The sequence below is a fragment of the Streptomonospora halophila genome, assembly GCF_039542725.1.
GTDB lineage: Bacteria > Actinomycetota > Actinomycetes > Streptosporangiales > Streptosporangiaceae > Streptomonospora > Streptomonospora halophila.
In genome coordinates this window covers 38,045-60,904 of the sequence record NZ_BAABIK010000015.1, presented here as the reverse complement: position 1 = coordinate 60,904, position 22,860 = coordinate 38,045, and the positions used below count along the sequence as shown (strand labels likewise).

Annotated in this window: 20 protein-coding genes; 8 read left to right on the top strand and 12 right to left on the bottom strand. The window is 72.9% G+C overall.

Features of this window, described 5'->3' with window-relative positions; genetic code table 11:
* Positions 1-582 precede the first annotated feature (582 nt).
* On the bottom strand, positions 583-912 hold the full coding sequence (locus tag ABEA15_RS14320; protein ID WP_344144423.1) for a hypothetical protein: 330 nt from the start codon (positions 910-912) through the stop codon (positions 583-585).
* Positions 913-1,288: 376 nt separating this feature from the next.
* Between ABEA15_RS14320 and ABEA15_RS14315 the strand changes: the two genes are divergently transcribed.
* Positions 1,289-1,588 (top strand): hypothetical protein, encoded by a 300-nt coding sequence (locus tag ABEA15_RS14315; protein WP_345557017.1) that lies wholly within the window; start codon positions 1,289-1,291, stop codon positions 1,586-1,588.
* 241 nt (positions 1,589-1,829) lie between these two features.
* Positions 1,830-2,402, top strand: a complete 573-nt coding sequence (locus ABEA15_RS14310; protein ID WP_345557016.1) for a dihydrofolate reductase family protein — start codon at positions 1,830-1,832, stop codon at positions 2,400-2,402.
* 220 nt (positions 2,403-2,622) lie between these two features.
* Here ABEA15_RS14310 and ABEA15_RS14305 read toward each other — a convergent pair whose 3' ends face one another.
* Positions 2,623-3,948 (bottom strand): DUF5685 family protein, encoded by a 1,326-nt coding sequence (locus tag ABEA15_RS14305; RefSeq protein WP_345557015.1) that lies wholly within the window; start codon positions 3,946-3,948, stop codon positions 2,623-2,625.
* Positions 3,949-4,072: 124 nt separating this feature from the next.
* Between ABEA15_RS14305 and ABEA15_RS14300 the strand changes: the two genes are divergently transcribed.
* From ABEA15_RS14300 to ABEA15_RS14290, 3 genes are all read left to right on the top strand, one after another.
* The gene (locus ABEA15_RS14300) at positions 4,073-4,486 is read left to right on the top strand and encodes a (deoxy)nucleoside triphosphate pyrophosphohydrolase (RefSeq protein ID WP_344144414.1); all 414 of its coding nucleotides are present in this window, start codon (positions 4,073-4,075) and stop codon (positions 4,484-4,486) included.
* A gap of 136 nt (positions 4,487-4,622) precedes the next feature.
* Positions 4,623-6,509 (top strand): translational GTPase TypA, encoded by a 1,887-nt coding sequence (typA, locus tag ABEA15_RS14295; RefSeq protein ID WP_344144412.1) that lies wholly within the window; start codon positions 4,623-4,625, stop codon positions 6,507-6,509.
* A 313-nt stretch (positions 6,510-6,822) separates the two neighbouring features.
* Complete coding sequence (locus ABEA15_RS14290; protein WP_345557014.1) at positions 6,823-7,992, top strand: FAD-dependent oxidoreductase; 1,170 nt, start codon at positions 6,823-6,825, stop codon at positions 7,990-7,992.
* Between the two features lie 94 nt (positions 7,993-8,086).
* On the opposite strand, the gene ABEA15_RS14285 is transcribed toward ABEA15_RS14290, so the two are convergent.
* The 4 genes from ABEA15_RS14285 to ABEA15_RS14270 all read right to left on the bottom strand — a co-directional run bounded on the left by ABEA15_RS14285 (position 8,087) and on the right by ABEA15_RS14270 (position 13,076).
* Complete coding sequence (locus tag ABEA15_RS14285) at positions 8,087-8,887, bottom strand: succinate dehydrogenase/fumarate reductase iron-sulfur subunit (protein ID WP_344144408.1); 801 nt, start codon at positions 8,885-8,887, stop codon at positions 8,087-8,089.
* Complete coding sequence (locus ABEA15_RS14280) at positions 8,884-10,821, bottom strand: fumarate reductase/succinate dehydrogenase flavoprotein subunit (RefSeq protein WP_345557013.1); 1,938 nt, start codon at positions 10,819-10,821, stop codon at positions 8,884-8,886. Before ABEA15_RS14280 ends, ABEA15_RS14285 begins: the two co-directional genes overlap by 4 nt.
* Before the next feature lie 101 nt (positions 10,822-10,922).
* Positions 10,923-11,741: a hypothetical protein gene (locus tag ABEA15_RS14275; RefSeq protein ID WP_344144404.1), complete on the bottom strand. Its 819-nt coding sequence runs from the start codon at positions 11,739-11,741 to the stop codon at positions 10,923-10,925.
* A 393-nt stretch (positions 11,742-12,134) separates the two neighbouring features.
* Positions 12,135-13,076: a LysR family transcriptional regulator gene (locus ABEA15_RS14270; RefSeq protein WP_344144402.1), complete on the bottom strand. Its 942-nt coding sequence runs from the start codon at positions 13,074-13,076 to the stop codon at positions 12,135-12,137.
* Positions 13,077-13,155: 79 nt separating this feature from the next.
* Between ABEA15_RS14270 and ABEA15_RS14265 the strand changes: the two genes are divergently transcribed.
* The 3 genes from ABEA15_RS14265 to ABEA15_RS14255 are packed head-to-tail and all read left to right on the top strand — an operon-like array spanning position 13,156 to position 16,544.
* Positions 13,156-13,857: a succinate dehydrogenase cytochrome b subunit gene (locus ABEA15_RS14265; protein ID WP_345557012.1), complete on the top strand. Its 702-nt coding sequence runs from the start codon at positions 13,156-13,158 to the stop codon at positions 13,855-13,857.
* Entirely contained in the window at positions 13,858-15,798 is a 1,941-nt protein-coding gene (locus ABEA15_RS14260; RefSeq protein WP_345557011.1) for a fumarate reductase/succinate dehydrogenase flavoprotein subunit, read from the top strand.
* Positions 15,795-16,544, top strand: coding sequence for a succinate dehydrogenase/fumarate reductase iron-sulfur subunit (locus ABEA15_RS14255; RefSeq protein WP_345557010.1), 750 nt, complete (start codon positions 15,795-15,797; stop codon positions 16,542-16,544). The genes ABEA15_RS14260 and ABEA15_RS14255 overlap by 4 nt, the downstream gene beginning before the upstream one ends.
* A 115-nt stretch (positions 16,545-16,659) precedes the next feature.
* On the opposite strand, the gene ABEA15_RS14250 is transcribed toward ABEA15_RS14255, so the two are convergent.
* From ABEA15_RS14250 to ABEA15_RS14225, 6 genes are all read right to left on the bottom strand, one after another.
* A complete protein-coding gene (locus ABEA15_RS14250) occupies positions 16,660-17,262 on the bottom strand; it encodes a TrmH family RNA methyltransferase (protein WP_345557059.1) in 603 nt (200 codons plus the stop codon).
* Positions 17,263-17,341: 79 nt separating this feature from the next.
* Positions 17,342-17,719 carry a hypothetical protein gene (locus tag ABEA15_RS14245; RefSeq protein WP_345557009.1) on the bottom strand — a complete coding sequence of 126 codons (378 nt, stop codon included), beginning with the start codon at positions 17,717-17,719 and terminating at the stop codon, positions 17,342-17,344.
* Between the two features lie 168 nt (positions 17,720-17,887).
* Positions 17,888-18,640, bottom strand: coding sequence for a class I SAM-dependent methyltransferase (locus ABEA15_RS14240; RefSeq protein WP_344144392.1), 753 nt, complete (start codon positions 18,638-18,640; stop codon positions 17,888-17,890).
* A 331-nt stretch (positions 18,641-18,971) separates the two neighbouring features.
* Complete coding sequence (locus ABEA15_RS14235) at positions 18,972-19,367, bottom strand: DUF3054 domain-containing protein (protein WP_345557008.1); 396 nt, start codon at positions 19,365-19,367, stop codon at positions 18,972-18,974.
* 309 nt (positions 19,368-19,676) lie between these two features.
* Positions 19,677-20,090, bottom strand: a complete 414-nt coding sequence (locus tag ABEA15_RS14230; protein ID WP_345557007.1) for a hypothetical protein — start codon at positions 20,088-20,090, stop codon at positions 19,677-19,679.
* A gap of 477 nt (positions 20,091-20,567) precedes the next feature.
* Positions 20,568-22,802, bottom strand: a complete 2,235-nt coding sequence (locus tag ABEA15_RS14225) for a prolyl oligopeptidase family serine peptidase (protein ID WP_345557006.1) — start codon at positions 22,800-22,802, stop codon at positions 20,568-20,570.
* Positions 22,803-22,860 lie beyond the last annotated feature (58 nt).

Sequence of the window (22,860 nt, the reverse complement as noted above, 5' to 3'; positions counted from 1 at the left end):
TCCCGGTCCGCGACTCGGCCGGCCGGGGCCGTCGCCTTCCCCTCGGGGGCGGATGTCCGCATCCGCCCGGGTGTCGCGAATTGCGGGGATCGGCGGCGGCACCCGGCCCGTCGCGCCGTGTCCTCCCGGGTTTTTCGATTTCCGCCCCGAGTGCGCTCTCCATTGAATAGGCTTCCGTTATGAAGCGGAAACCGAACGGGAATCCGCGTTCGGCGGAGCGGGTCGTGCCCGCTTCGGCTGCCGGAACCGGCGCCGTGCGCCGGTCGGCCGCCGGGCGGCCGCAGCGTTCCGGCGGCCGCCGTTTCCCCGCAGGGGCTCCGTCGCCGCAGCCGCTGCGGCACTCGGCTTCGCCGCGCGGGGTAAGCGGTTCCCGCCCGGCCCGCTTCGGGGTGCCGCACCGGACCACCCTCCCCGATCGGTCGCCGTCGGGCGCCCGACCGGACGGTGCCGGCCCCAGGGTCGACAGCGCTGCTTCGCTCGAACGTCGGCGCTCTCGCCACTCCCCCCGGAGAGTGTCGGCCCGCCTCGGGCGCCGGCTCCGGTCGGCGCCCGAGGGTCGCTCACCCCGATGCCCGACCGGCCTCAGCCGCGCTCGGACGAGTGCGGCCCGCTCCGCCGCAGCACCGCCTTGCCGCACGTGACGGTGAGCCCCGCCCCCTCCCGCGCGATACCGAAGTCCAAGCGCATCGAGTCGGGGTCGTGGTGTGACGCCACGGCGGTCACGAGCGGTTGCGGCCACGGATCGGCGGACTCGTCGAAGTAGCTGAAGTCCGTGACGCCTTCCAGCACCAGCGTGTAGTCGGCCGGTCCGCCCGCCCGCTCCAGACGCAGGCCCAGGGTCACCCGGTGCGCGGGCGCGTCGACCCGGACTCCCGTCAGCGCCGACCCGCGCAGCATGTCCAGCCCCGCCATGCGCGCCACCTCCCCGCTCCGCCGGCGGCGACCGCCGAGCCACGCCGGAGAGTGCCCGCTGGAGCCGGTGCGACACCGCCGCGGCCGGTTCCGGACCTGCTGGAATCCGTCCGGCAGTCTGACCATCCGCACACCGGTCCGAAAGGCCGTCGGCGGCCGACTCGCCGACCCGCGTCGGAGCTCCGGCGAAGCACGCACGGTCGCCGCGCGGTCACTCGTTGATCGATCTGTGACCGAATCGAAGGCGATCGTTTGCGGTCTGCCGAATCCGGGGATTAGCGACGGCGACGACAGGCGCGCCCGTCGTCGAGCCGACCGCAACGCCGCAGCGGGCGAGCACCGCGCCCGCAGGTGCCGACTGGAAAGGCCGCCGTCCGTGGGTACCCTTTCGACGATCTCCGCCGCAGCCCCCGCGACCTCCGCCGAAGCCGTCTCGCGGTTGTGCGCCCTGCTCACCGCGCCGGGCGGCCCCCGGCTCTACCCCGGCGCGCTGGGCCCGGTGGCGGTCCTCTCCGCGGGCAGCGACCTGACCGTGTGGTGCTGGGGCGGGTTCTTCCGCTGGAGCGACGACGGCGGCACCCGGGTCACCCACCCCGCCGCCGACCCCGAGGGCGCCGCCCGCCGCCTGGGCGCCGAGCGCCACTCCCACGGACAGCGCACCCGCACCGCGGCCTGAGGGCGGGCACCGACGCCGCCCCGATGCGGATCGCGGGTCCCGCTGCCGGACACGGGCACCGGAGCGGGGCCCGACGTGTCGGGCCGGAGACGTCGGGCCCGAGAGGCGGCGGCACGACCGATGAGTTTCCGCGCGATCCGCAGTCATCCAGGGCGAGCCGGTGGACGCGGCGAGGCCGCGCAGACGGATCGGACACCGGCCGACCGGCTTCGATCAGCTACGAGACCCCAGGAGACCCCGGATGCGCACTCTCATCAGCACCGCGTTCGTCTCGCTCGACGGCGTCGTGGAGGCGCCCGGCGGCGAGCCCGGATACCGCAACTCGGGCTGGACCTTCAAGGAGGTCGAGTTCCTTCCGGAGGCGTATGAGCTCAAGGAGAGGGAGCAGGAGGAAGCCGGCGCGATGATGCTCGGCCGGGTCAGCTACGAGGCGTTCAGCCCGGTATGGCCCGGCATGGAGGAGTTCACCGAGTACAACGCGATGCCGAAGTACGTGGTCTCCACCACGCTCACCGAGAGCGACCTGGTCGCGAACTGGGGCGAGACCACGATCCTGCGCTCGCTCGACGACGTCGCGGCGCTGAAGGACACCGAGGGCGGCCCGCTCATCGTGCACGGCAGCGCCACCCTCAACCGCGGCCTCGCGGACGCCGGCCTGATCGACCGCTACCACCTGCTGGTGTTCCCGCTGCTGCTCGGCGCGGGCAAGCGGATGTTCAGCGACTCCGACAAGGACACCCAGAAGCTGAAGCTCGTCGAGTACGAGGCGTACTCCAACGGCGTGCAGAAGAACGTCTTCGAGGTCGTCCGCTGACGAACCGCTCCCGCACCAAGCGCGGGGACGCTGTAGGGGCGCGCACGCGGGCGCGGCCGACCGGTCGCCCGGCATACGTCCGTCCGCCGGGCGGCACCGGTGGTGCGCGGCGCGGGCGACGGCCGCGCGGTGCGCCCGCCGCGTCCGGCCCGGAGGCCGGGTCCGGCGGCAGGCTCGCCATGGCGGCCGGCCGAAGCTGCCCGACCCGGCGGGAAGTGCCTCAGTCGCACGAGCAGTCGCAGTCGCAGCAGCCCCCGTCCCCGCCGTCTCCCTCGCCGCCGCTGCCGCCGCCGGTGTTGCCGCCGCTGCCGCCGCCGGTGTTGCCGCCGGTGTTGCCGCCGCAGCCGCAGTCGAGGCAGGAGCCGCTGCGCTCGCCCGACCACGGCCCGGGGTGCGGGTCGCGGCAGCAGTGCTGGCAGGTGCAGCACATGAACAGGGCGACACCGCACCCGGCGAGGAACCCGCGCCTCTTGGGCGGCTCGTAGATCTTCGGCGTCTCGCAGTTGCAGGTGCAGCAGCAGCCGCCCTGGTCGCCGACCGGCCTGTGCCCGTTCCGAGGGCCTCCCGCGCCCGGCGGCGGCTCGACCGGTCCGAAGGCGCTGGTGTAGCCGTGGTCCTGCGGCCAGCGGGGGCCGCTGCCCCCGCTCCCTCCGCGGTCACCCGGACGCCCGTGCTGCTCCGGCGGCCCGTGATGCCCCGCCGCCGTGAAGGTCCGCGACACCGACCGTCGCAGCTCGTGCACCAGCAGCGCGCGCACCAGCCGCCCGTCGTCGAAGTCCGCCTCGGCCAGCGCGAGCTCGACGCCCAGGGCCGCGTCGTCGCACAGCCGGCGCGCCTCGGCGGCCGACGCGCCGGTCGCCTCCACCGGGTTCCACGCCCCCGCCGCGCGGTCGTCCTCCAGATCCTCGACGGCGTCGAGGAGGTGGGCGATCCGGCCGAACAGCCGCCCCGCCTCCCGCAGCGGACCGCGGTTGCCGGGGCGCCCCGCCAGGACCGCCGTGTGCGCGAACGCCTCTCCCGTGGCGAACTCGGTGGGGCGCGTCGCGGCGAGGACGCCGGCGCCGTTCTCCGCCGCCGCCTCGGCCAGCGGCTGCCCGTCGAGCGCCTCCAGCAGCACGCCTGCGTCGAAGCCCAGCTCGCCGCTGCCCAAGCGGGCGGCGCGCTCCCACCGTGCGGCCAGTGTGCGGGCCGCCGCCCGCACCGGCCCCCGCGCGTAAAGGCCGTCGCCGTCCGTGATGTGGTCGCCGATCCTGGCCGCGGCCAGCAGCAGCGACACCGACGCGGCCAGCTGCGCCCCCGCCCCCTGCGCGACCTCGGCGCCGCGCATCCCGCGCAGGGGGCACGGCCCCGCCGCGCGGGTGGCGGCCGCCGGCTGCTGGGCCGCGGTCAGCGCCGAGACCACCAGTCCGTCGTAGTTGGTGGCGGTGCGGGCGAGCTGGCCGTGTCCGTCACGCAGCGCCAGGCACAGCCCGCACAGATGGGACACCCACGACGCCGCCAGGTCGCCGGGCAGGGTGTGGCGGCACGGACGCAGGACTCCGAACACCGGACGTCTCCGATCGGTCGCGGGGGCGGACACGTCTTCGACCCCCGGAAGGCTCCGCCGGTTCCCGCGGGCGCGCGTGCCCAAGTCCCCGGCGTGCGCCGCCGCGCCGGGCTAATCTTGGCGGGTGCCAGACACGCAGATCGTCGTGGGCGCCGCGATCCTTCGCGACGGCGCCGTGCTCGCCGCCCAGCGGTCCCACCCGCCGCAGATGCGCGGCCGCTGGGAGCTGCCCGGCGGCAAGGTCGACCCCGGAGAGTCCGACACCGCCGCGCTCGTGCGCGAGTGCGAGGAGGAGCTGGGCGTGCGCATCGCGCCGCTGCGCCGCCTCGGCGGCGACGTCTCCTTCCCCGCCCGCGTCGGCGGCCCTGCCGCCGTGCTGCGTGTGTGGCTCGCCGAGCTGCCCGACGGCCAGCCCGAGCCCCGGGCGCTGGAGCACCTGTCGCTGCGCTGGCTGAAGGCCGACGCGCTCTCCGAGGTCGACTGGCTGCCGGCCGACGTGCCCTTCCTCACCGACATCCGCCCGCTCCTGGTCGGCTGAGCGCGCTCGGCGGCCGGGCGCCCTGCAGAGCTGCACTGACCAGGCCGTTTCTCCGCGGACCCGGCGAGCCCGCATAAACTGGCAGTGTGCCGCGGGAGTCGCGGCTCTTCCCACCAGATGAGATCGAGACACTCGCATGTCCAGCGCCACGCCTGTCGAAGGCTCCGCACGTAGGACTGACATCCGCAACGTCGCCATCGTCGCCCACGTCGACCACGGCAAGACCACGCTCGTCGACGCCATGCTCTGGCAGTCGGGCGTCTTCCGGGAGAACCAGGACGTCGACGAGCGCGTGATGGACTCCAACGACCTGGAGCGCGAGAAGGGCATCACCATTCTCGCCAAGAACACGGCCGTCCACTACACCAAGCCCGATGGCGACGACGTCGTCATCAACATCATCGACACCCCCGGCCACGCCGACTTCGGTGGCGAGGTCGAGCGCGGCCTGTCCATGGTCGACGGCGTGGTGCTGCTGGTCGACGCCAGCGAAGGGCCGCTGCCCCAGACCAGGTTCGTGCTGCGCAAGGCGCTGGCGGCCAAGCTTCCGGTGATCCTGGTCATCAACAAGGTCGACCGGCCCGACAGCCGCATCGCCGACGTCGTCGACGACGCCTACGAGCTGTTCCTGGACCTCGACGCCGACGAGTCCCAGATCGAGTTCCCGATCGTCTACGCCTGCGCCCGCGACGGCAAGGCCTCGCTGGATCGCCCCGCCGACGGCGAGGTCCCCGACAACGGCGACCTCGTCCCGATGTTCCACACCATCCTGGACACGGTCCCGGCTCCGGAGTACACCCCCGGCGCCCCGCTGCAGGCCCACGTCACCAACCTGGACGCCTCGCCGTTCCTGGGCCGCCTCGCGCTCTGCCGCGTGCACCAGGGCGAGATCCGCAAGGGCCAGACCGTGGCCTGGATCAAGGGCGACGGCACCGTCGACCAGGTGCGCATCAGCGAGATGCTGATGACCGAGGCGCTGGAGCGCAAGCCGGCCGAGAAGGCGGGCCCCGGCGACATCATCGCCATCGCCGGCATCCCCGACATCATGATCGGCGAGACCCTGGCCGACCCGCAGGACCCGCGCCCGCTCCCGCTGATCACCGTGGACGAGCCGGCCATCTCGATGACCATCGGCATCAACACCTCGCCGCTGGTCGGCAGGACCAAGGGCGCCAAGGTCACCGCGCGGCTGGTCAAGGAGCGGCTCGACCGCGAGACCGTCGGCAACGTGAGTCTGCGGGTGCTGCCCACCGAGCGCCCCGACACCTGGGAGGTGCAGGGCCGCGGCGAGCTCGCGCTGGCGATCCTCGTCGAGCAGATGCGCCGCGAGGGCTACGAGCTGACGGTCGGCAAGCCGCAGGTGGTCACCCGCGAGGTCGACGGCAAGCTGCACGAGCCCGTCGAGCGGCTCACCGTCGACGCGCCCGAGGACTACCTGGGCGCCATCACCCAGCTGCTCAGCGTCCGCAAGGGCCGCATGGAGCAGATGACCAACCACGGCACCGGCTGGGTGCGGATGGACTGGCTGGTGCCCTCGCGCGGCCTCATCGGGTTCCGCACCGAGTTCCTCACCGAGACCCGGGGCACCGGCATCGCCCACCACGTCTTCGAGGGCTTCGAGCCGTGGTTCGGCGACCTGCGCACCCGCCCCACCGGCTCCCTGGTCGCCGACCGCACCGGCCAGGCCATGACCTACGCCATGTTCAGCCTGCAGGAGCGCGGCGTCCTGTTCGTCGATCCGGGCACCGAGGTCTACGAGGGCATGATCGTGGGCGAGAACTCCCGGGCCGACGACATGGATGTCAACATCACCAAGGAGAAGAAGCTCACCAACATGCGCTCCTCCACCAGCGAGGAGCTGGAGCGCCTTGTGCCGCCGCGCCGGCTGTCGCTGGAGCAGGCACTGGAGTTCTGCCGCGAGGACGAGTGCGTCGAGGTGACACCCGAATCGGTGCGCATCCGCAAGACCGTCCTGGACTCCAAGGAGCGGGGCCGCATGGCCGCCCACAAGAAGCGCGGCTGACACGCGACCGCCGGATCCGGCCGCTGCGGCCGGATCCGGGGCCCGGCGGCCCGCGGCCCAGGCGCCGCGCACACCGCCGGCGGTCGGGAGGCGGCGCCCCGCCGCGCCGCCGCCGGACGCCTTTTCGGAGGACACGCCGAGCCGGCGGCGGCGATAAGTACTCCGCGTGACGTGGCGGCGCCGCACCGGATTCGACCGAAACCCGGTGTTCCGTAGCGCGTGCGGGTCGGCGGCCCTAGCCTTGGAACCCCAGGGTTCCGAGTACGGCTCCGGCCGCGGAACCGCGCGTTGACCCCCGCGAAGGACGAGCCCTATGGCAGAGCCGCACGCCGTCGTCGTCGGAGGCGGTATCAGCGGGCTGTCCGCGGCGCTGGCCCTGCGCCGGGTCGGCTGGACGGTCACCGTCTGCGAGCGCGCCCCCGGCATCGAGCCCGCCGAGCTCGCCCTCGCGCTGGCCCCCAACGCGCTGCGCGCCCTCGACTCCCTCGACCTCGGCGAGGACGTCCGCAAGCACTCCGCGCAGCAGGGCGTCGCCGCCATCCGGCGCCGCGACGGCGCGTGGATCCTGCGCGTCTCGGCCGAGCGCACCCGCCGGCGGTTCGGCGACGCCGTGTGCGTCCTGCGCCGCGGCGAGCTGGCCGCGATGCTGCTGGAGCGGCTGCCCGGCTCCGCCGTGCACACCGCCGCCACGGTGACGGCGGTCGAGCCCGGCGACACGCGCCGCCCCGCCCGAGTGGCGACCGACGCAGGCGAGCACACCGCCGACCTGGTGGTGCTGGCCGACGGCGCGCGCTCGGCGCTGCGCACCGAGCTGTTCCTGGAGCACCCCGGCGCCGTCTACGCAGGCTTCGCCTGCTGGAGCGCGATCGTGCCCCGGCCCGAGCCCGCCATGGCCTTCGGTGAGAGCTGGGGGCGCGGCGGCGTGGCCGGGGTGCTGCCGCTCAGCGGCGACGCGGCGTTCTGCTACGCCACCGGCAACGTACCCGCGGGCGGGCGGAGCCCCGATGAGCACGCCCGGCTGGCCGAGCGGGTCGAGGGATGGCACGACCCGCTGCCGCGCCTGGCGGCCGCCGCCCGTCCGGAGTCGGTGGTGCGCACCGACGTGTGGCACGTCGACACCCCGCTGCCCGCCTACCACCGGGGCCGCGTCGCGCTGGTGGGCGACACCGCCCACGCCATGACCCCCAACCTGGGCCAGGGCGCCGCCCAGGCGCTGGAGGACGCGGTCGTGCTCGCCCGCCACATCAGCGGGTCGGTCGCCTACGTCCCCCGGGCGCTGCAGTCCTACTCCGACGCCCGGCTGGGCCGCACCTGCGCGCTCGTGCAGCGCTCCGCCCAGCTGGCCGAGGCGGTGCAGAGCGAGTCGCCGCTGGCGGCGCGGGTGCGCGACACCGCAGCCGCGGTGGTTGGCGCGGCCGCACCGACGCTGCTCGCCCGCTACACCCGCCCGGTCGGCGACTGGCGCTCACCCGGCCGGCTGTGACCGACCGGGGCGCCGCCGATCGGCGCGCGGAGCGCGGCAGGCGTCCCGCACCTCTGCCGCGGCGGGGGCCGCCCCGCGGCGGCCCCCGCTCCGGCTACTGCTCCGGTGCGGAGGAGGGCGTGCGGGTGTTGGGCGGCAGCGGGGTGTCGGCGCCCTTGCGCAGGCCGATCTTGGAGCCGAGCCACACCAGCGGGTCGTACTGCCGGTCGGCGACGCGCTCCTTCAAGGGGATCAGCGCGTTGTCGGTGATCTTGATGTTCTCCGGGCAGACCTCGGTGCAGCACTTGGTGATGTTGCAGTAGCCCAGCCCGAACTCCTCCTGGGAGATCTTGCGGCGGTCGGCGGTGTCCTCGGGGTGGAGCTCCAGCTCGGCGGCCCGCATGAGGAACCGGGGGCCGGAGAAGGCCTCCTTGTTCTCCTCGTGGTCGCGGATGACGTGGCACACGTCCTGGCACAGGAAGCACTCGATGCACTTGCGGAACTCCTGGGACCGCTGCACATCGGCCTGCGCCATCCGGAAGTCGCCGGGCTCGGTGCCCTCGGGCGGGGTGAACGACGGGATCTCCCGCGCCTTCTGGTAGTTGAAGGACACGTCGCACACCAGGTCGCGGATGACCGGGAAGGTGCGCATGGGCGTCACGGTGATGCTCTCGTCCGGTTCGAACGTGCTCATGCGCGCCATGCACGACAGGCGCGGGCGCCCGTTGATCTCCACCGAGCACGAGCCGCACTTGCCCGCCTTGCAGTTCCAGCGCACGGCCAGGTCGGGTGTCTGCGTGGCCTGGAGGCGGTGCAGGACGTCGAGCACGACCTCGCCCTCGTTGACCTCGACCTCGTACTCGGCCAGGTCGCCTTCGCCACCGCCGCGCCAGACGTGGAACGTCCGCTTGGTCATTCGTTGTCCTCCTTCGCGGTCTCGGCGCCGTCGGACCGGTCCGCGGGGGGAAGTTCCTCCTCAGTGAGGTACTTGCCCAGCTCCTCGCGGTCGAACAGCTCCATCAGGTCGGGGCGCAGCGTGTCGAGCGGCTGGCGGCGCAGCCGGATGCGGTCCTCGCGCAGCGAGAGCACCAGGTTGCTCCGCCGCCACTCCGCCGACATCGCGGGGTGGTCGTCGCGGGTGTGGCCACCGCGCGACTCCTGGCGCTCCAGCGCGGCCCGGGCCACGGCCTCCGAGACCAGCAGCATGTTGCGCAGGTCGAGGGTCAGGTGCCATCCGGGGTTGTAGACGGTGTCGCCCTCCGCGCGCACCCCGGCCACGCGCTCGCGCAGCTTGTCCAGCGACTCCAGCGCCTGCTCCATCTCCGGACCGCGCCGGATGATGCCGACCAGGTCGTTCATGGTCTGCTGGATCTCCTGCTGCAGCTGGTAGGGGTTCTCGCCCGCCTCGTGCTCGAAGGGGGCGGCGGCCTCCGCGCCGAGGCGCTCGATCACGTCGGGGTCGACGTCGGGGCGCTCCTCGCCGAGGCCGTCGAGGTAGGAGGCCGCCCCCAGGCCGCAGCGGCGGCCGAACACCAGCAGGTCCGACAGCGAGTTGCCGCCCAGCCGGTTGGAGCCGTGCATGCCGCCGGCCACCTCGCCGGCGGCGAACAGGCCGGGCACCAGGGAGGCCCCGGTGTCCGGGTCGACCTCGACACCCCCCATAACGTAGTGGCAGGTGGGCCCGACCTCCATGGGGCCGGCGGTGATGTCGACGTCGGCCAGCTCCTTGAACTGGTGGTGCATCGACGGCAGCCGGCGCATGATCTCCTCGGCGGGCAGCCGGGTGGAGACGTCCAGGAACACCCCGCCGTGCGGCGAGCCGCGGCCCTGCTTGACCTCGTTGTTGATGGCCCGGGCGACCTCGTCGCGCGGCAGCAGCTCGGGCGGGCGCCGGTGGTTGGCGGGGTCGGCGTACCAGCCGTCGGCCTCCTCCTCGGACTCGGCGTAGTGGTCGCGGAACACGTCGGGCACGTAGTCGAACATGAAGCGGCGGCCCTCGGAGTTGCGCAGCACACCGCCGTCGCCGCGCACCGACTCGGTGACCAGGATGCCTTTCACCGACGGCGGCCAGACCATGCCGGTGGGGTGGAACTGCACGAACTCCATGTTCAGCAGCGTGGCCCCGGCGCGCAGCGCCAGCGCGTGGCCGTCGCCGGTGTACTCCCAGGAGTTGGAGGTGACCTTGAACGACCTGCCGATGCCGCCGGTGGCCAGGACGACCGCGGGAGCCTCGAAGACGAGGTAGTCGCCGGTCTCGCGGACGTAGCCGAAGGCGCCGGCGATGCGGGTGTCCTCACCGCCGGGCTCGCCGTCGAGCAGCAGCTCGGTGACGGTGGTCTCGGCGAACACCTTGAGCATGGCCTCGGGGTGGCCGAACTCGGCGGCGTCGGCCTGCTGGAGCTGGACCACGCGCTGCTGCAGGGTGCGGATCATCTCCAGGCCGGTGCGGTCGCCGACGTGGGCCAGCCGCGGATACTCGTGCCCGCCGAAGTTGCGCTGGCTGATGCGCCCCTGGGGCGTGCGGTCGAACAGGGCGCCCCAGTACTCCAGTTCCAGGATCCGCTCCGGCGCCTCCTTGGCGTGCAGCTCGGCCATGCGCGGGTTGTTCATGAACTTGCCGCCGCGGATGGTGTCGCGGAAGTGCACCTTCCAGTGGTCGCTGCTGTTGACGTTGCCCAGGGCCGCCGCGGCGCCGCCCTCGGCCATGACGGTGTGGGCCTTGCCGAAGAGGGACTTGGAGATGACGGCGGTCCTCTTGCCCTGCTGTCGGGCCTCGATCGCGGCGCGCAGGCCCGCGCCGCCGGCGCCGATCACGACGACGTCGTAGCTGTGCCGTGTTGTCTCGGACATCTTCCTGACTTTCGTTGCGCCGGTTCCGGCGTGGTCGCGCTCGGGCGCCTGGAGTGCCGGATACCCGCGGTTGGGGGCTGCCTAATGCGGACTCTCGGGTGCTAGCCGAAGATCCGCGGGTCGGTGATGGTCCCGCTCGCGACCAGCGCCACGTAGAGGTCGGCGAGTACCAGCGATCCCAGCGTGATCCAGGCCCACGTCATGTGCCGGGTGTTCAGCCGCGAGATCTGCGTCCACATCCAGTAGCGCACGGGCTTGCCGCCGAAGCTGTTCAGCCGTCCGCCGAAGACGTGCCGGCAGGAGTGGCAGCTGAGCGTGTAGGCCCACAGCAGCACCACGTTGGCGATGAGGACCAGGTTGCCGAGCCCGACCCCGAACCCGTCCGCGAGGCCGCCGTAGAGCGCGAGCCCCGCGTCGTAGGTGTTGATGAGGGAGATGACGACGGCGATGTAGAAGAAGTAGCGGTGCAGGTTCTGGCCGATCATCGGGAACCGGGACTCGCCGGTGTAGCGGCCGTGCGGCTCGCGCACGGCGCAGGCGGTGGGGGCCTGCCAGAACGCGCGGTAATAGGCCTTGCGGTAGTAGTAGCAGGTGAAGCGGAACAGCAGCAGGAACGGCAGGCTGAACAGCGCGTAGGGCAGGAACCAGGGGAACTCCCAGGGCAGGGTCCCGAAATGCGCTGATTCGGGCACGCAGGACGCCGACAGGCACGGCGAGTAGAACGGCGTCAGGTAGTGGTAGTCGGCCACCCAGTAGTTGTCCTGCTGCAGTACGCGGACCAGCCCGTAGACCAGGAACGCGGTCAGCCCCAGCACGGTCCACACCGGACCGGCCCACCAGCGGTCGGTGCGCAGGGTCCGTGCGGCGATGCGGGGGCGCTTGAGTCCGGCCCGCTCCGGCGGGGGAAGCGTCGATGTCATTTCGCTGCGTCTCCATCTTGGCGCGGGCGGCCCCGTCGATGGCGGAGCGCGGGGCTCGGGCCGCTCCCGCAGCCGTCTGATCAGGCAGTGCGGACGGGTTAGGGAAGCCACGTTAGGCCGCAGCGATCACGAATTCAGCTCGAAAATTACCCGAAATGAATGTGAAAAATGCCACGCCGCGTATTCGCGGGTGGCTGGTTTGCGGAGAAGTGGGGCTGTATGAGGCTTTTTGGGTTTAAGTGAATTTTGTGAAATATGAAGGCATATGCCCGCTATGTGAAAGTAAGCCGAGCCTTCATGAACAGAATTTATCGCATATCCGCGCCGCCGGTGGGACGCGGCGCGCCGGGGTCGGGCGCCCGCCCGCGTCCGCCGCGCCGTCGGGGCTTTCGATCAGGGGTGCAGCGGCGCGATGACCTCCAGGTCCTCGCCGAGGTCGTCGCGGGTGAGGTGCGTCAGGTAGGCCATGAGGTGCCGGCGGAAGGCCCGCGCGGTGTGCGAGGGGTCGACGTCCTTGCGGTGGGCCAGCGCGATGGTGCGCAGCAGGCGGGGCTGGGCCAGCGGCGTGCCCCGCAGCCCGGGCCGGTTCTTCAGCACCATGCTGGGCACCACCGCGATGCCCAGGCCCGCCTCGACGAAGCGCAGCACCGCGTCCATCTCGCCGCCCTCGACCGCGAGCCGCGGCTCGAAGCCCGCGGCGCGGCAGGCGTGCAGCGTCGCCTCGCGCACGTCGTAGCCGTGCCGGAACATCACCAGCGGACGGTCGCGCAAATCGGTCATGCGCATCGACGCGCGCTGCGTGGGCGGCGGCGCGTCGGCCGCGTGCACCACGACCAGGTTCTCGCGCAGGATCGGGGTGGTCACGAACGCCGGGTCGCTGCTCTGCAGGGGCAGGATGATCAGCGCCAGGTCCAGCTCGCCGCGGCCCAGGGCGCGGATGAGGTCCCGCGACCCGCTCTCCTCGACCTGCAGCTCGACTCCGGGGAACCGGTCGTGGAAGCCCGCGAGCGCCTCGGCGAGCAGCCCGGCGCACAGCGAGGGCGTGGCGCCCAGCCGCAGCCGCCCGCGCCGCATCCCGGCGAGCTGCTGCACCTCGTGGCGCGCCGTCTCGGTGTCGGCGACGATGCGCTGGGCCAGCGGCAGGAGCGCTTCGCCGGCGGGCGTGAGTGTGATATTTCCCCGCGCCCTGCTGAACAGGGAGGCGCCCAGCTCTTCCTCCAGGTTGCGGATCTGGCGGCTCAGGCTGGGCTGGGCGACGTGCGAAACCTCGGCTGCGCGGGTGAAATGGCGCGTCTCGGCCACGGCGAGGAAATACGCCAGCTGCTGGAACTGCATGACCATAGCCTACGGCTATCGACACCAGCACTCTCATGACTTAGACGTTGTTCTTTATCAAGTCTTAAAGTGACGAGTTGTGGCGAACAGTACCCTGACCAAGCAGCGATCGGAGGCACTCGGCTCCACGGTGGCCCTGAAGTCCGCGATGGCGGTCACCGGTGTGATCCTCGTGCTCTTCCTGATTGCGCACATGTACGGCAACCTCAACGTGTTCGCGGGCCGGCAGGCCTTCGACAACTACTCCCACCACCTGCGCGAGCTGGGCGAGCCCATGCTGCCCCACGGGGGCTTCCTGTGGATCATGCGCGTGGTGCTGCTGGCGAGCGTCCTCATCCACACCTACGCGGCGGTCGTGCTGTGGCGGCGCGCCGGCCGCGCCCGCCCGGTGCGCTACCAGGTCACCAAGCGCGTGCAGCGCAGCTACTCCTCCTACACGATGCGCTACGGCGGCATCGGCATCGCGCTGTTCGTGGTGTTCCACGTGCTGCACCTGACGACCAACACCATCCACCCGGGAGGCCCCTCGGACAGCCCGTACGAGCGGATGGTCTCCGGTTTCCAGCCGGAGTTCTGGTACGTCACCCTGTTCTACGTGGCCGCCGTGCTCGCCGTGGGCCTCCACCTCCGGCACGGGGTCTGGAGTGCGCTGACCACGCTCGGCGCCAACCGGCAGAGCCGGCAGCGCTCACTGAACATCATCGCGACCGTGATCGCGGCGGGCCTGACGGTCGGCTTCCTGCTCACGCCGCTCTCCGTGACCTTCGGGCTGGTGGGATAAATGAAGGACCTCTACATCGAAGGCGACGAAATCCGCGACGAGAAGGCGCCTGCGGGACCCGTCGCCGAGCGCTGGGACAAGCGCCGCTTCTCCGCGAAGCTCGTCAACCCCGCCAACCGCCGCAAGCTGTCGGTCATCATCGTCGGCACCGGCCTCGCCGGCGCCTCGGCGGCCGCCACGCTGGGCGAGGCCGGGTACAACGTGAAGTCGTTCTGCTACCAGGACAGCCCGCGGCGTGCGCACAGCATCGCCGCGCAGGGCGGCATCAACGCGGCCAAGAACTACCGCAACGACGGCGACAGCATCTACCGGCTGTTCTACGACACCGTCAAGGGCGGCGACTTCCGCTCGCGCGAGTCCAACGTCTACCGGCTCTCCCAGGTCAGCGTCGAGATCATCGACCAGTGCGTGGCCCAGGGCGTGCCGTTCGCGCGCGAGTACGGCGGCCTGCTCGACAACCGCTCCTTCGGCGGCGTCCAGGTCTCGCGGACCTTCTACGCCCGCGGGCAGACCGGGCAGCAGCTGCTCATCGGCGCCTACCAAGCCCTTGAGCGCCAGGTCCAGGCCGGCACGGTGGAGATGAACACCCGCCACGAGATGCTGGAGCTGATCGTCGTCGACGGCCGGGCGCGCGGCATCGTCGCCCGCGACATGGTCACCGGCGAGATCGAGACGCACTTCGCCGACGCCGTCGTCCTGTCCTCCGGCGGCTACGGCAACGTGTTCTACCTCTCGACCAACGCCATGGGGTGCAACGTCACCGCGACCTGGCGGGCGCACCGCAAGGGCGCGCATTTTGCCAACCCCTGCTACACCCAGATCCATCCCACCTGCATCCCCGTCAGCGGCGACTACCAGTCCAAGCTGACGCTGATGAGCGAGTCGCTGCGCAACGACGGCCGCATCTGGGTGCCCAAGGAGGCCGGCGACAAGCGCGACCCGCGCGAGATCCCGGAGGGCGAGCGCGACTACTACCTGGAGCGGATCTACCCCGCCTTCGGCAACCTGGTGCCGCGCGACATCGCCTCGCGCGCCGCCAAGAACGTCTGCGACGAGGGACGCGGCGTGGGCCCGGGCGGACTGGGCGTCTACCTGGACTTCGCCGACGCGATCAAGCGCATGGGCCGCCCGGCGGTCGAGGCCAAGTACGGCAACCTCTTCGACATGTACCAGCGCATCACCGGCGAGAACCCCTACGAGGTTCCGATGCGCATCTACCCGGCCGTGCACTACACCATGGGCGGACTGTGGGTCGACTACGACCTGCAGAGCAGCATCCCGGGCCTGTTCGTGACCGGTGAGGCCAACTTCTCCGACCACGGCGCCAACCGGCTGGGCGCCAGCGCCCTGATGCAGGGCCTGGCCGACGGCTACTTCGTGCTGCCCAACACCATCAACGACTACCTCGCCGCCGGCCCCTTCGAGAAGGTCGACGAGAGCTCCCCGGAGGTCGAGGAGGCGGCCGCGGCGGTGCGCGCGCGCATCGACAAGCTCCTCTCGATCAACGGGGACCGCACCGTCGACTCCTTCCACAAGGAGCTCGGCCACATCATGTGGGACTACTGCGGAATGGAGCGCAGCGAGGAGGGCCTGCGCAAGGCCGTCGAGCGCATCCGCGAGCTGCGCGAGGAGTTCTGGCAGAACGTCCGCGTGCTGGGTACCAACGAGGAGCTGAACCAGTCGCTGGAGAAGGCCGGCCGCGTCGCCGACTTCTTCGAGCTGGCCGAACTGATGTGCATCGACGCGATGCACCGCAGGGAGTCCTGCGGCGGGCACTTCCGCGCCGAGAGCCAGACCGAGGACGGCGAGGCGCTGCGCCACGACGACGAGTTCGCCTACGTCGCCGCGTGGGAGTTCGGCGGGACGGGCGAGCCGCCCGTCCTGCACAAGGAACCCCTGGAGTACGAGTACGTCGAGATGAAGCAGCGGAGCTACAAGTGAACATCACCCTGCGCGTTTGGCGCCAGAAGGGCCCCGACGACAAGGGTCGGATGGTCACCTACAAGGTGGAGGACGTCTCCGAGGACATGTCCTTCCTGGAGATGCTGGACGTCCTCAACGAGAAGCTCATCCTCGAGGGCGAGGAGCCGGTGGCCTTCGACCACGACTGCCGCGAGGGGATCTGCGGCGCCTGCGGCGTCGTGATCGACGGCGAGGCCCACGGTCCCGAGACCACCACGACCTGCCAGCTGCACATGCGCAGCTTCTCCGACGGCGACACCATCACGGTGGAGCCGTGGCGGGCCAAGGCGTTCCCGGTCATCAAGGACCTGGTCGTGGACCGCGGCTCCTTCGACCGGATCATCCAGGCCGGCGGCTACGTCAGCGCGCCGACCGGCACCGCGCCCGACGCCCACGCCATGCCGGTTCCCAAGGCCGACGCCGACCGCGCGTTCGACGCGGCGACCTGCATCGGCTGCGGCGCGTGCGTGGCCGCCTGCCCCAACGCCTCCGGCATGCTGTTCACCGCGGCCAAGGTCACCCACCTGGGCATGCTGCCGCAGGGCCAGCCCGAGCGGGAGGCCCGCGTCGTCCAGATGGTGAACCAGCACGACGAGGAGGACTTCGGCGGCTGCACCAACATCGGCGAGTGCGCCGCGGTGTGCCCCAAGGGCATCCCGCTGGACACGATCTCCCAGCTCAACCGCGACCTGCTGGGTTCGCTGACCAGCAGCAGGTCCGAGTAGCGGCGGGGGCCGACGCATCCGGGGGCCGTTCCGCGCGCAGCGGGGCGGTCCCCGATCGCGTCCGCGCCCGTCCGCGGGACCGGCCGGGAGGGCGCCCGCGCGGGTGCGGGAGCGCTCAGGGCCGCTGCTGGAAGACGTGTGCCCGGACCCAGGCGTGCATGGCGATCGCGGCCGCCGCGCCCGCGTTGACCGAGCGGGTGGACCCGTACTGCCCGATGGACAGCACCGCCTGGCACACGGCCCGCGCCTCCGCCGAAAGCCCGGGGCCCTCCTGGCCGAAGACCAGCACGCACGCGCGCGGCAGCGGGTAGGTCTCCAGCGGCACCGCGCCCGGCAGGTTGTCGACGCCGACGAGGGGCAGCCCGCGCTCCCGCGCCCAGGCGACCAGGCCGGAGGTGTCGGCGTGGTGGTGGACGTGCTGGTAGCGCTCGGTCACCATAGCGCCGCGGCGGTTCCAGCGGCGCCGGCCCACGATGTGCACGGCCTCTGCGGCGAACGCGTTCGCCGTGCGCACCACCGAGCCGATGTTGAAGTCGTGTTCCCAGTTCTCCACGGCCACGTGGAAGGGGTGGCGCCGGGTGTCGAGGTCGGCGACGATCGCCTCGCGGCGCCAGTACCGGTAGCGGTCCACGACGTTGCGGCGGTCGCCCTCGGCCAGCAGCTCGGGGTCGTAGTGGTCGCCCTCGGGCCAGGGCCCCCGCCACGGGCCCACACCGATCTCGTGCGGGTCGCGGCTCCCGCCGCGGGTGTCGGGGTCTGCGGAGTCGGGAAGGGCCTGGTCGGTCACGCGCCCCAGCTTAGGGGCGGTCGAAGCGCACACCGCCGTGGATGTCGCGGGCCTGGACCACGGTTCCGCTGACGTCGCCCTGCACCGTGTTGACCACCCCGCCCTCGGCGGCGCCGAAGTGCGGGCGCAGCTCCTCGGTGAGCCTGCCGATCGCGGGGTCGGAGGCGGCGGCGGAGTCCAGGTGCCCCGCGAGCGCCTCGACGGCCTCGCCGTCCTCGTTGTCGATCTGCGCGGCCTCCAGGGCCCCGCGCGCCTCCGGATCGTCGCGGAAGCGCTCGATGACGGCCTTGCGCAGACCGCGCAGAGCGGATACGGCCTGCTCGGCCATCGGTTCCACGGCCTTGCCGGCTACGGCGGCGGCGATGGCGATGAGCACCTGGTCGACCACAGGGCCCTCCCGGGCGTCGGCGGATGAGCGGGAAGCGTTTCGGTGCCCCATACTCTCGGACCGGCGCCCGCGCCGCCAGGGATTCGCCGATACCGGCCGCGCCCCCGGGCAGCGGCGCGCGCGGGAGGGAGCGCCCTCCCGCGCGGCGCTTCGAGCCGGATGCGGGGATCACCGGCGGGACGTGTAGCGGCTCGCGACGCGCCTGGCCTTGCGGCGGACGCGGCGGACGGTCTCGCGGGGTGAGGCCACCCGGCGGTACTCGGCCATGCGCTGGCCGCGGGGGTGGCCCCACTCGCCGATGCTGCGGAACCGCCAGCCCGCCACGTTGGCAGCCCAGGCGAGCTCCTCGGGCCGGTACTGGAAGGGGTCCTTCTCGGGGTAGCGCTTGCGGTGCGGCTTGTCGAACGGCTCGTCGGCGGGGGCCTCGAAGTAGGTGGCGTAGAACCGCCCGCCGGGCGGCATGACCTTGGCCACCCGGTACAGGCACAGCCGGATGTGGTTGAGCGGCAGGTGGGTGAACACCGACTGGGCGAGCGCGAAGTCGAACCTGACCCCGAAGTCGCAGGCGAACCGCGACGTCACCCGCAGGTTGTCGGCGGGCAGGCGCTCGCTCAGGCCGACGGCGGGCAGCTCGTGCTCCAGCCCGGCCTTGACCAGCGCGGGGTCGACGTCGATGCCGTAGTAGTTGCCCGGGTTCAGGTGCCGGATGAAGTGGATGCCACCGCGCAGGGAGCCGCACCCGACGTCGAGCAGCGTGGAATCAGGAGTGAGCCCCTGTTCGACGAGGAACTTGTACTGCAGTCGGCCGATCTCGTCCCAGTAGGCGCCTACCCGCTTGCGGTGCGCGCCGGAGGCGATCTCCTCCGGCGTGTACTCCTCGATCTGGCCGTACTTGTTGATGGCGCCCATCGGGTTGGGCATTGTGACCCCTTCCGTCGGCGGACCCGGCCGCGTTCGGCACGCGATTCGGCTGGTCGCCTGAGCGCCCGGGGGGACGCGTGCCGGCCGACGCGGCGGCCCGAAATCTGGGAATTCGCTGTGAATCCTGAGTGTAGGCTGAGCGCGCAACCGCTCGCGCGGTTCCCGCGAATCCTTTTCGGCTCAGGAGGCTCAGGCCTTTCGGGCGCCGCGGCGGTGCCGGGGTGGGGACGCGGCATCGCGTCGCCGCGTGCGGACACGAGTGACCGCCCCCGGCGGCTCGCACGGGGGCGGGTACGGAGGAGGCGGAGGGTGCGGCCCCAGCCGCGCGCTCCTAGTCGGCGGGGGTGTCCGCGGCGGCGGGGGTGCGCCGGCGGCGGAGCAGGGCGGCCAGGGCGCGCCAGCCCAGGAGGGTGACGCCCAGGAAGACCGCCGTCACGACGACGAACGAGAAGGGGGCGTCTTCACCGGTGGCCTCGCGCAGCTGCATCGCTCCGCCCACCGTGATCAGCAGCACGAGCCAGCCGGTCGACACCACGGCCTTCGGGTTGCGCCACGGCCGCCACGGCAGCACCGCCAGCCATCCCGCGACGAGCGCGGCGGCGAAGGGCCCGAACGTGAGCGCCACGCCGGTCGGCGTCAGGCCTTCCGCGTGGTTGACGCGCCCGACGACCACGAACGCGAGCACGAAGGCGGCGTCGAGCAGGAGGGCCGACAGGACATAGCGCATGGCCACATTCTAGGGACGGCGATCCGCCCTCCCGCCCGCGTGCGGCGGCGCGGAGGCGGCCCGGAAGGCCCGGGGAGCCGGCCGGCGTAGGGGGGAATGGATGCGGGTGGGATACGCCGACCGGCCTCGCGCACCCGGGCGTTGCGATGCGCGAGACTCCGGCGCCCCTGTCGGCACCGGAGTGCTCGTGAAGCCGCTGGGTCGGCGGGGCGCCGCGTGCGCACCGCCTCCGGTGCCCTGCTCGGTGCCCCTGCGACATATCGGTCCGATTCCGGCTATTGCCACATACCGACGAGCCTCAGCGGCAGCTTAGCCCGTGCGTGGGTTCGGCCCGAACGCATGGGGCGCCGGATCCCCGCCCACAGCGGCGTTCCGGCCTCCCGCGCCGACCCCCGCGCCGGGTCCGAACGTGACGCCCAGCTCGTCGTGCGCGGCATCCGGGACGCCGGGGGCGAACGCCTCGCCGAGGCGGGCGCGGAGCCGCTCCGCGGCGGAGCGCGCGACCGGCTCCGTCCCGGATGCGGCCGCCGTGCCCTCAGCGGTCGGCGCGGCCGGACCGGGGGTGTGCCGCGGCGCCGCGTGCGCGGCGCCGGGCGAGCCCGCGGAGACGGACACGTCCTGCGGAACGGGGGTGTGGTCGGCGGTCGTCGCGGCACCGGCGACGACGAGGCCGAGGGCGACGGCTGCGCTGCCGAACGCCATGGCACAGGGGGACTTGCGCACTGCTGTTCTTCCAGGGGTAGCGGGGTGGCGGGCCCCGCCGACGAGCGGGGACTCAGCGGGGGCCCGCCGGCGGCAGGCGGTCGCACGCAAGGAGGGGGACACAAGACCGCCGTGCCCGCCCACCGACTTTCGGCGAGCGCCCGAAACCCTAGGTCATAGCCGGCTGCCGCGACAGTCGGCGGAGCGCTCCCGCCGTCACCCCACGTCGCCCCCTGCGGCGGCACGGGGCGGGGCGCGCGGCGCCCGGGAGCCGGAGGGGGAGCCGGGAGCGGCTCCGGGGCCGCATGAGTGCGCAGTGCAGGTGCCGATACAACCGGTTACCCACAGTCGCTGCAGCACCCGGAACTGGCCGGATTCGGCCACGCGGATGCGCCAACCCGAGGTCGGGTAGCGCGTCGCCGGAGCGGGGCGGGAAGGGCTCCCGCAACGGACCGGAGAGCCCTCCCCGCCCGGGCGCCGCCGGACGACAAGCGGCGGTTATGAGTCCGCGCCGGCGCCCAGCGACCGGTGCAGGAACTCCACCTGGAGCAGCAGCAGGTTCTCCGCCGTGGTCTCCTCGGAGGCCATGTGGGTGATGCCCGACAGCGGCAGCACCGTATGGGCCCGTCCCGCCGCCAGCAGCGCCGACGACAGCCGCTGCGTGTGGGCGAAGACCACGTTGTCGTCGGCCAGGCCGTGGATGAGCATCAGCGGGCGGTTCGGCTCGGCCCAGCCCTCCAGGGCGCAGGAGCGCGCGTAGGCCTCCGGCCGGCCCTGCGGCGTACCCAGGTAGCGCTCCGTGTAGTGGGTGTCGTACAGGCTGAAGTCGGTGACCGGGGCGCCCGCCACCGCCGCGTGGAAGACCTCGGGCCGGCGCAGCACCGCCAGGGACGCCAGGTAGCCGCCGAAGGACCAGCCGCGGATCGCGACCCGGTCCAGGTCCAGGCAGCCGAAGCGGGCGGCCGCATCGTGCAGCGCCGAGACCTGGTCCTCCAGCACCGGCCCCGCCAGGTCGCCGTCGACCGCCTGCTCCCACTCGACGCTGATACCGGGTGTGCCGCGCCCGTCGGCGATCACCACCGCGAACCCCTGGTCGGCGAACCACTGCGACGTCAGGTAGGCGCCGCGGGTGCGCAGCACCCGCTGGGCGTGCGGTCCCCCGTAGGGGTCCATCAGCACGGGGAGGCGGGCAGCGGATCCCTCGGCGTCCGGGTCGTACCAGGACGGCAGCACCAGCGCCGCGGGCACGCCCCGTTCGCCCGCCGACCAGAAGCGCACGTTGGGCGCCGGCAGGTCGGGTGCCAGGGCGAGGCTCTCGACCTCGCCCGCGACCTCCGGCCCGCCGCCGGACGCCGACCCGCGCAGCAGCAGCGTGCGCACGCCGTCGGCGTCCATGCCTCGGCGCTGGACGACCAGCGTGTCGCCGCCGAGCCTGCCCGAGAGCACGGCGCCCTCCGCATCCGGGCGGCGGCCGCCGGCGGCCGCAGGCGGCACCTCGACAGCGGAGGTCTCGCCGGTGGCCGTGTCCAGCAGCCACAGCCCCACCTCGCCGGGCCGTCCGTCCGGCGAAGCCGAGTAGAGGACCCGGTCGCCGTCGACGTCGGCCACACCCCGCAGGTAGGCGCCGTCCGGCGGGCCCGCCTCGCGGCCGCCCACCAGCAGGGCGCGCCGCCCGTCCCGCTCGCGGCGCCCGATCCACACTGATTCGCCGCTCGCGGTGAAGGCCGGCACCCCCGGCATGATCTCGACCCACGTTCCGTCGGTCTCGGAGAGCTCGCGGCTCGCCTTTCCCGTGAGCGGATCGGCCCGGAACAGGGCGAGCGTGCGCTGGTCGCGGCTTTGCGCGGTGAACACGACCTCGGCGGGCTCATCGGGGCGGGAGGCGTCGGCGGGGCCGCTGCCGGCGCCGCGGCACGTCCAACCGGCGCGGGCGAGGTAGGGCAGCTCCTCACGGTCCCACTCGATCCAGCGCGGCTCGGCGGGGCCGTGCCCGCCGAGGCTCAGCACCGCCAGCCGCACATCGGCGTTGGGCGTGCCCGCCGCCGGGTAGGCCACGGTCTGCGCCGCGGCGGCAGGGTTGGCGGGGTCGCTGATGGTCCACCGGGCGACCGGCGAGTCGTCCACGCGCGCCGCCAGCACCGCCGAGCCGTCGGGCGCCCACCACAGGCCCCGGTAGCGGCTCATCTCCTCGGCGGCGACGAACTCCGCCAACCCCCACGCGACCCCGTCGCCGTCCGGCTCGGCCAGCACGCGGTCGCCGCCGCCGTCGAGCCCGACGACGTGCAGCGCGCCACCGCTGACGTAGGCCGCGGCCTCGCCCGTGGGCGAGACCGCCGGGTCCACGACCGGCGCGACCGCGGCCGCGACCTCGCGCGGGGCGCCCCCGCCCGCGAGATCGGCCGTGTACAGCCGCCCCGAGAGCGTGAAGACGGCGCGGGTGAAGTCCGCGTCGACGGTGTAGGAGACGATGCCCGCGCCGGTCTCGCGCAGCCGCTCGCGGCGGGCGCGCTCCTCGGCGGGCAGGTCCTCGTCGTCGGCGCCGATGGTGCGCGGATCGGCCACCACGCGCTCCGCCGCCTCGTCGAGGTCGCGTATCCACAGGCACGTCGCGGCGTCCTCGCCGTCTCTGCCGCGCAGGAAGGCGACGCGCCTGCCGTCCGGTGAGATCTGGAACGCGCGCGGGACGCCGATGGTGAATCGCCGTGTGCGGGCCTGTTGCCGGGGAAAGCTCATGCCTCGATTGTGGCGCATCGGCCGCGGGGCGGCCCTCCGACGCTGTCCGCGGAGCGCG

Coding starts and splice junctions, on each gene's coding strand:
- ABEA15_RS14320 (WP_344144423.1), bottom strand. CDS start 912: ATGGCGGGGCTGGACATGCTGCGCGGGTCGGCGCTGACGGGAGTCCGG.
- ABEA15_RS14310 (WP_345557016.1), top strand. CDS start 1,830: ATGCGCACTCTCATCAGCACCGCGTTCGTCTCGCTCGACGGCGTCGTG.
- typA (WP_344144412.1), top strand. CDS start 4,623: ATGTCCAGCGCCACGCCTGTCGAAGGCTCCGCACGTAGGACTGACATC.
- ABEA15_RS14290 (WP_345557014.1), top strand. CDS start 6,823: ATGGCAGAGCCGCACGCCGTCGTCGTCGGAGGCGGTATCAGCGGGCTG.
- ABEA15_RS14285 (WP_344144408.1), bottom strand. CDS start 8,887: ATGACCAAGCGGACGTTCCACGTCTGGCGCGGCGGTGGCGAAGGCGAC.
- ABEA15_RS14280 (WP_345557013.1), bottom strand. CDS start 10,821: ATGTCCGAGACAACACGGCACAGCTACGACGTCGTCGTGATCGGCGCC.
- ABEA15_RS14275 (WP_344144404.1), bottom strand. CDS start 11,741: ATGACATCGACGCTTCCCCCGCCGGAGCGGGCCGGACTCAAGCGCCCC.
- ABEA15_RS14270 (WP_344144402.1), bottom strand. CDS start 13,076: ATGCAGTTCCAGCAGCTGGCGTATTTCCTCGCCGTGGCCGAGACGCGC.
- ABEA15_RS14260 (WP_345557011.1), top strand. CDS start 13,858: ATGAAGGACCTCTACATCGAAGGCGACGAAATCCGCGACGAGAAGGCG.
- ABEA15_RS14240 (WP_344144392.1), bottom strand. CDS start 18,640: ATGCCCAACCCGATGGGCGCCATCAACAAGTACGGCCAGATCGAGGAG.
- ABEA15_RS14235 (WP_345557008.1), bottom strand. CDS start 19,367: ATGCGCTATGTCCTGTCGGCCCTCCTGCTCGACGCCGCCTTCGTGCTC.
- ABEA15_RS14225 (WP_345557006.1), bottom strand. CDS start 22,802: ATGAGCTTTCCCCGGCAACAGGCCCGCACACGGCGATTCACCATCGGC.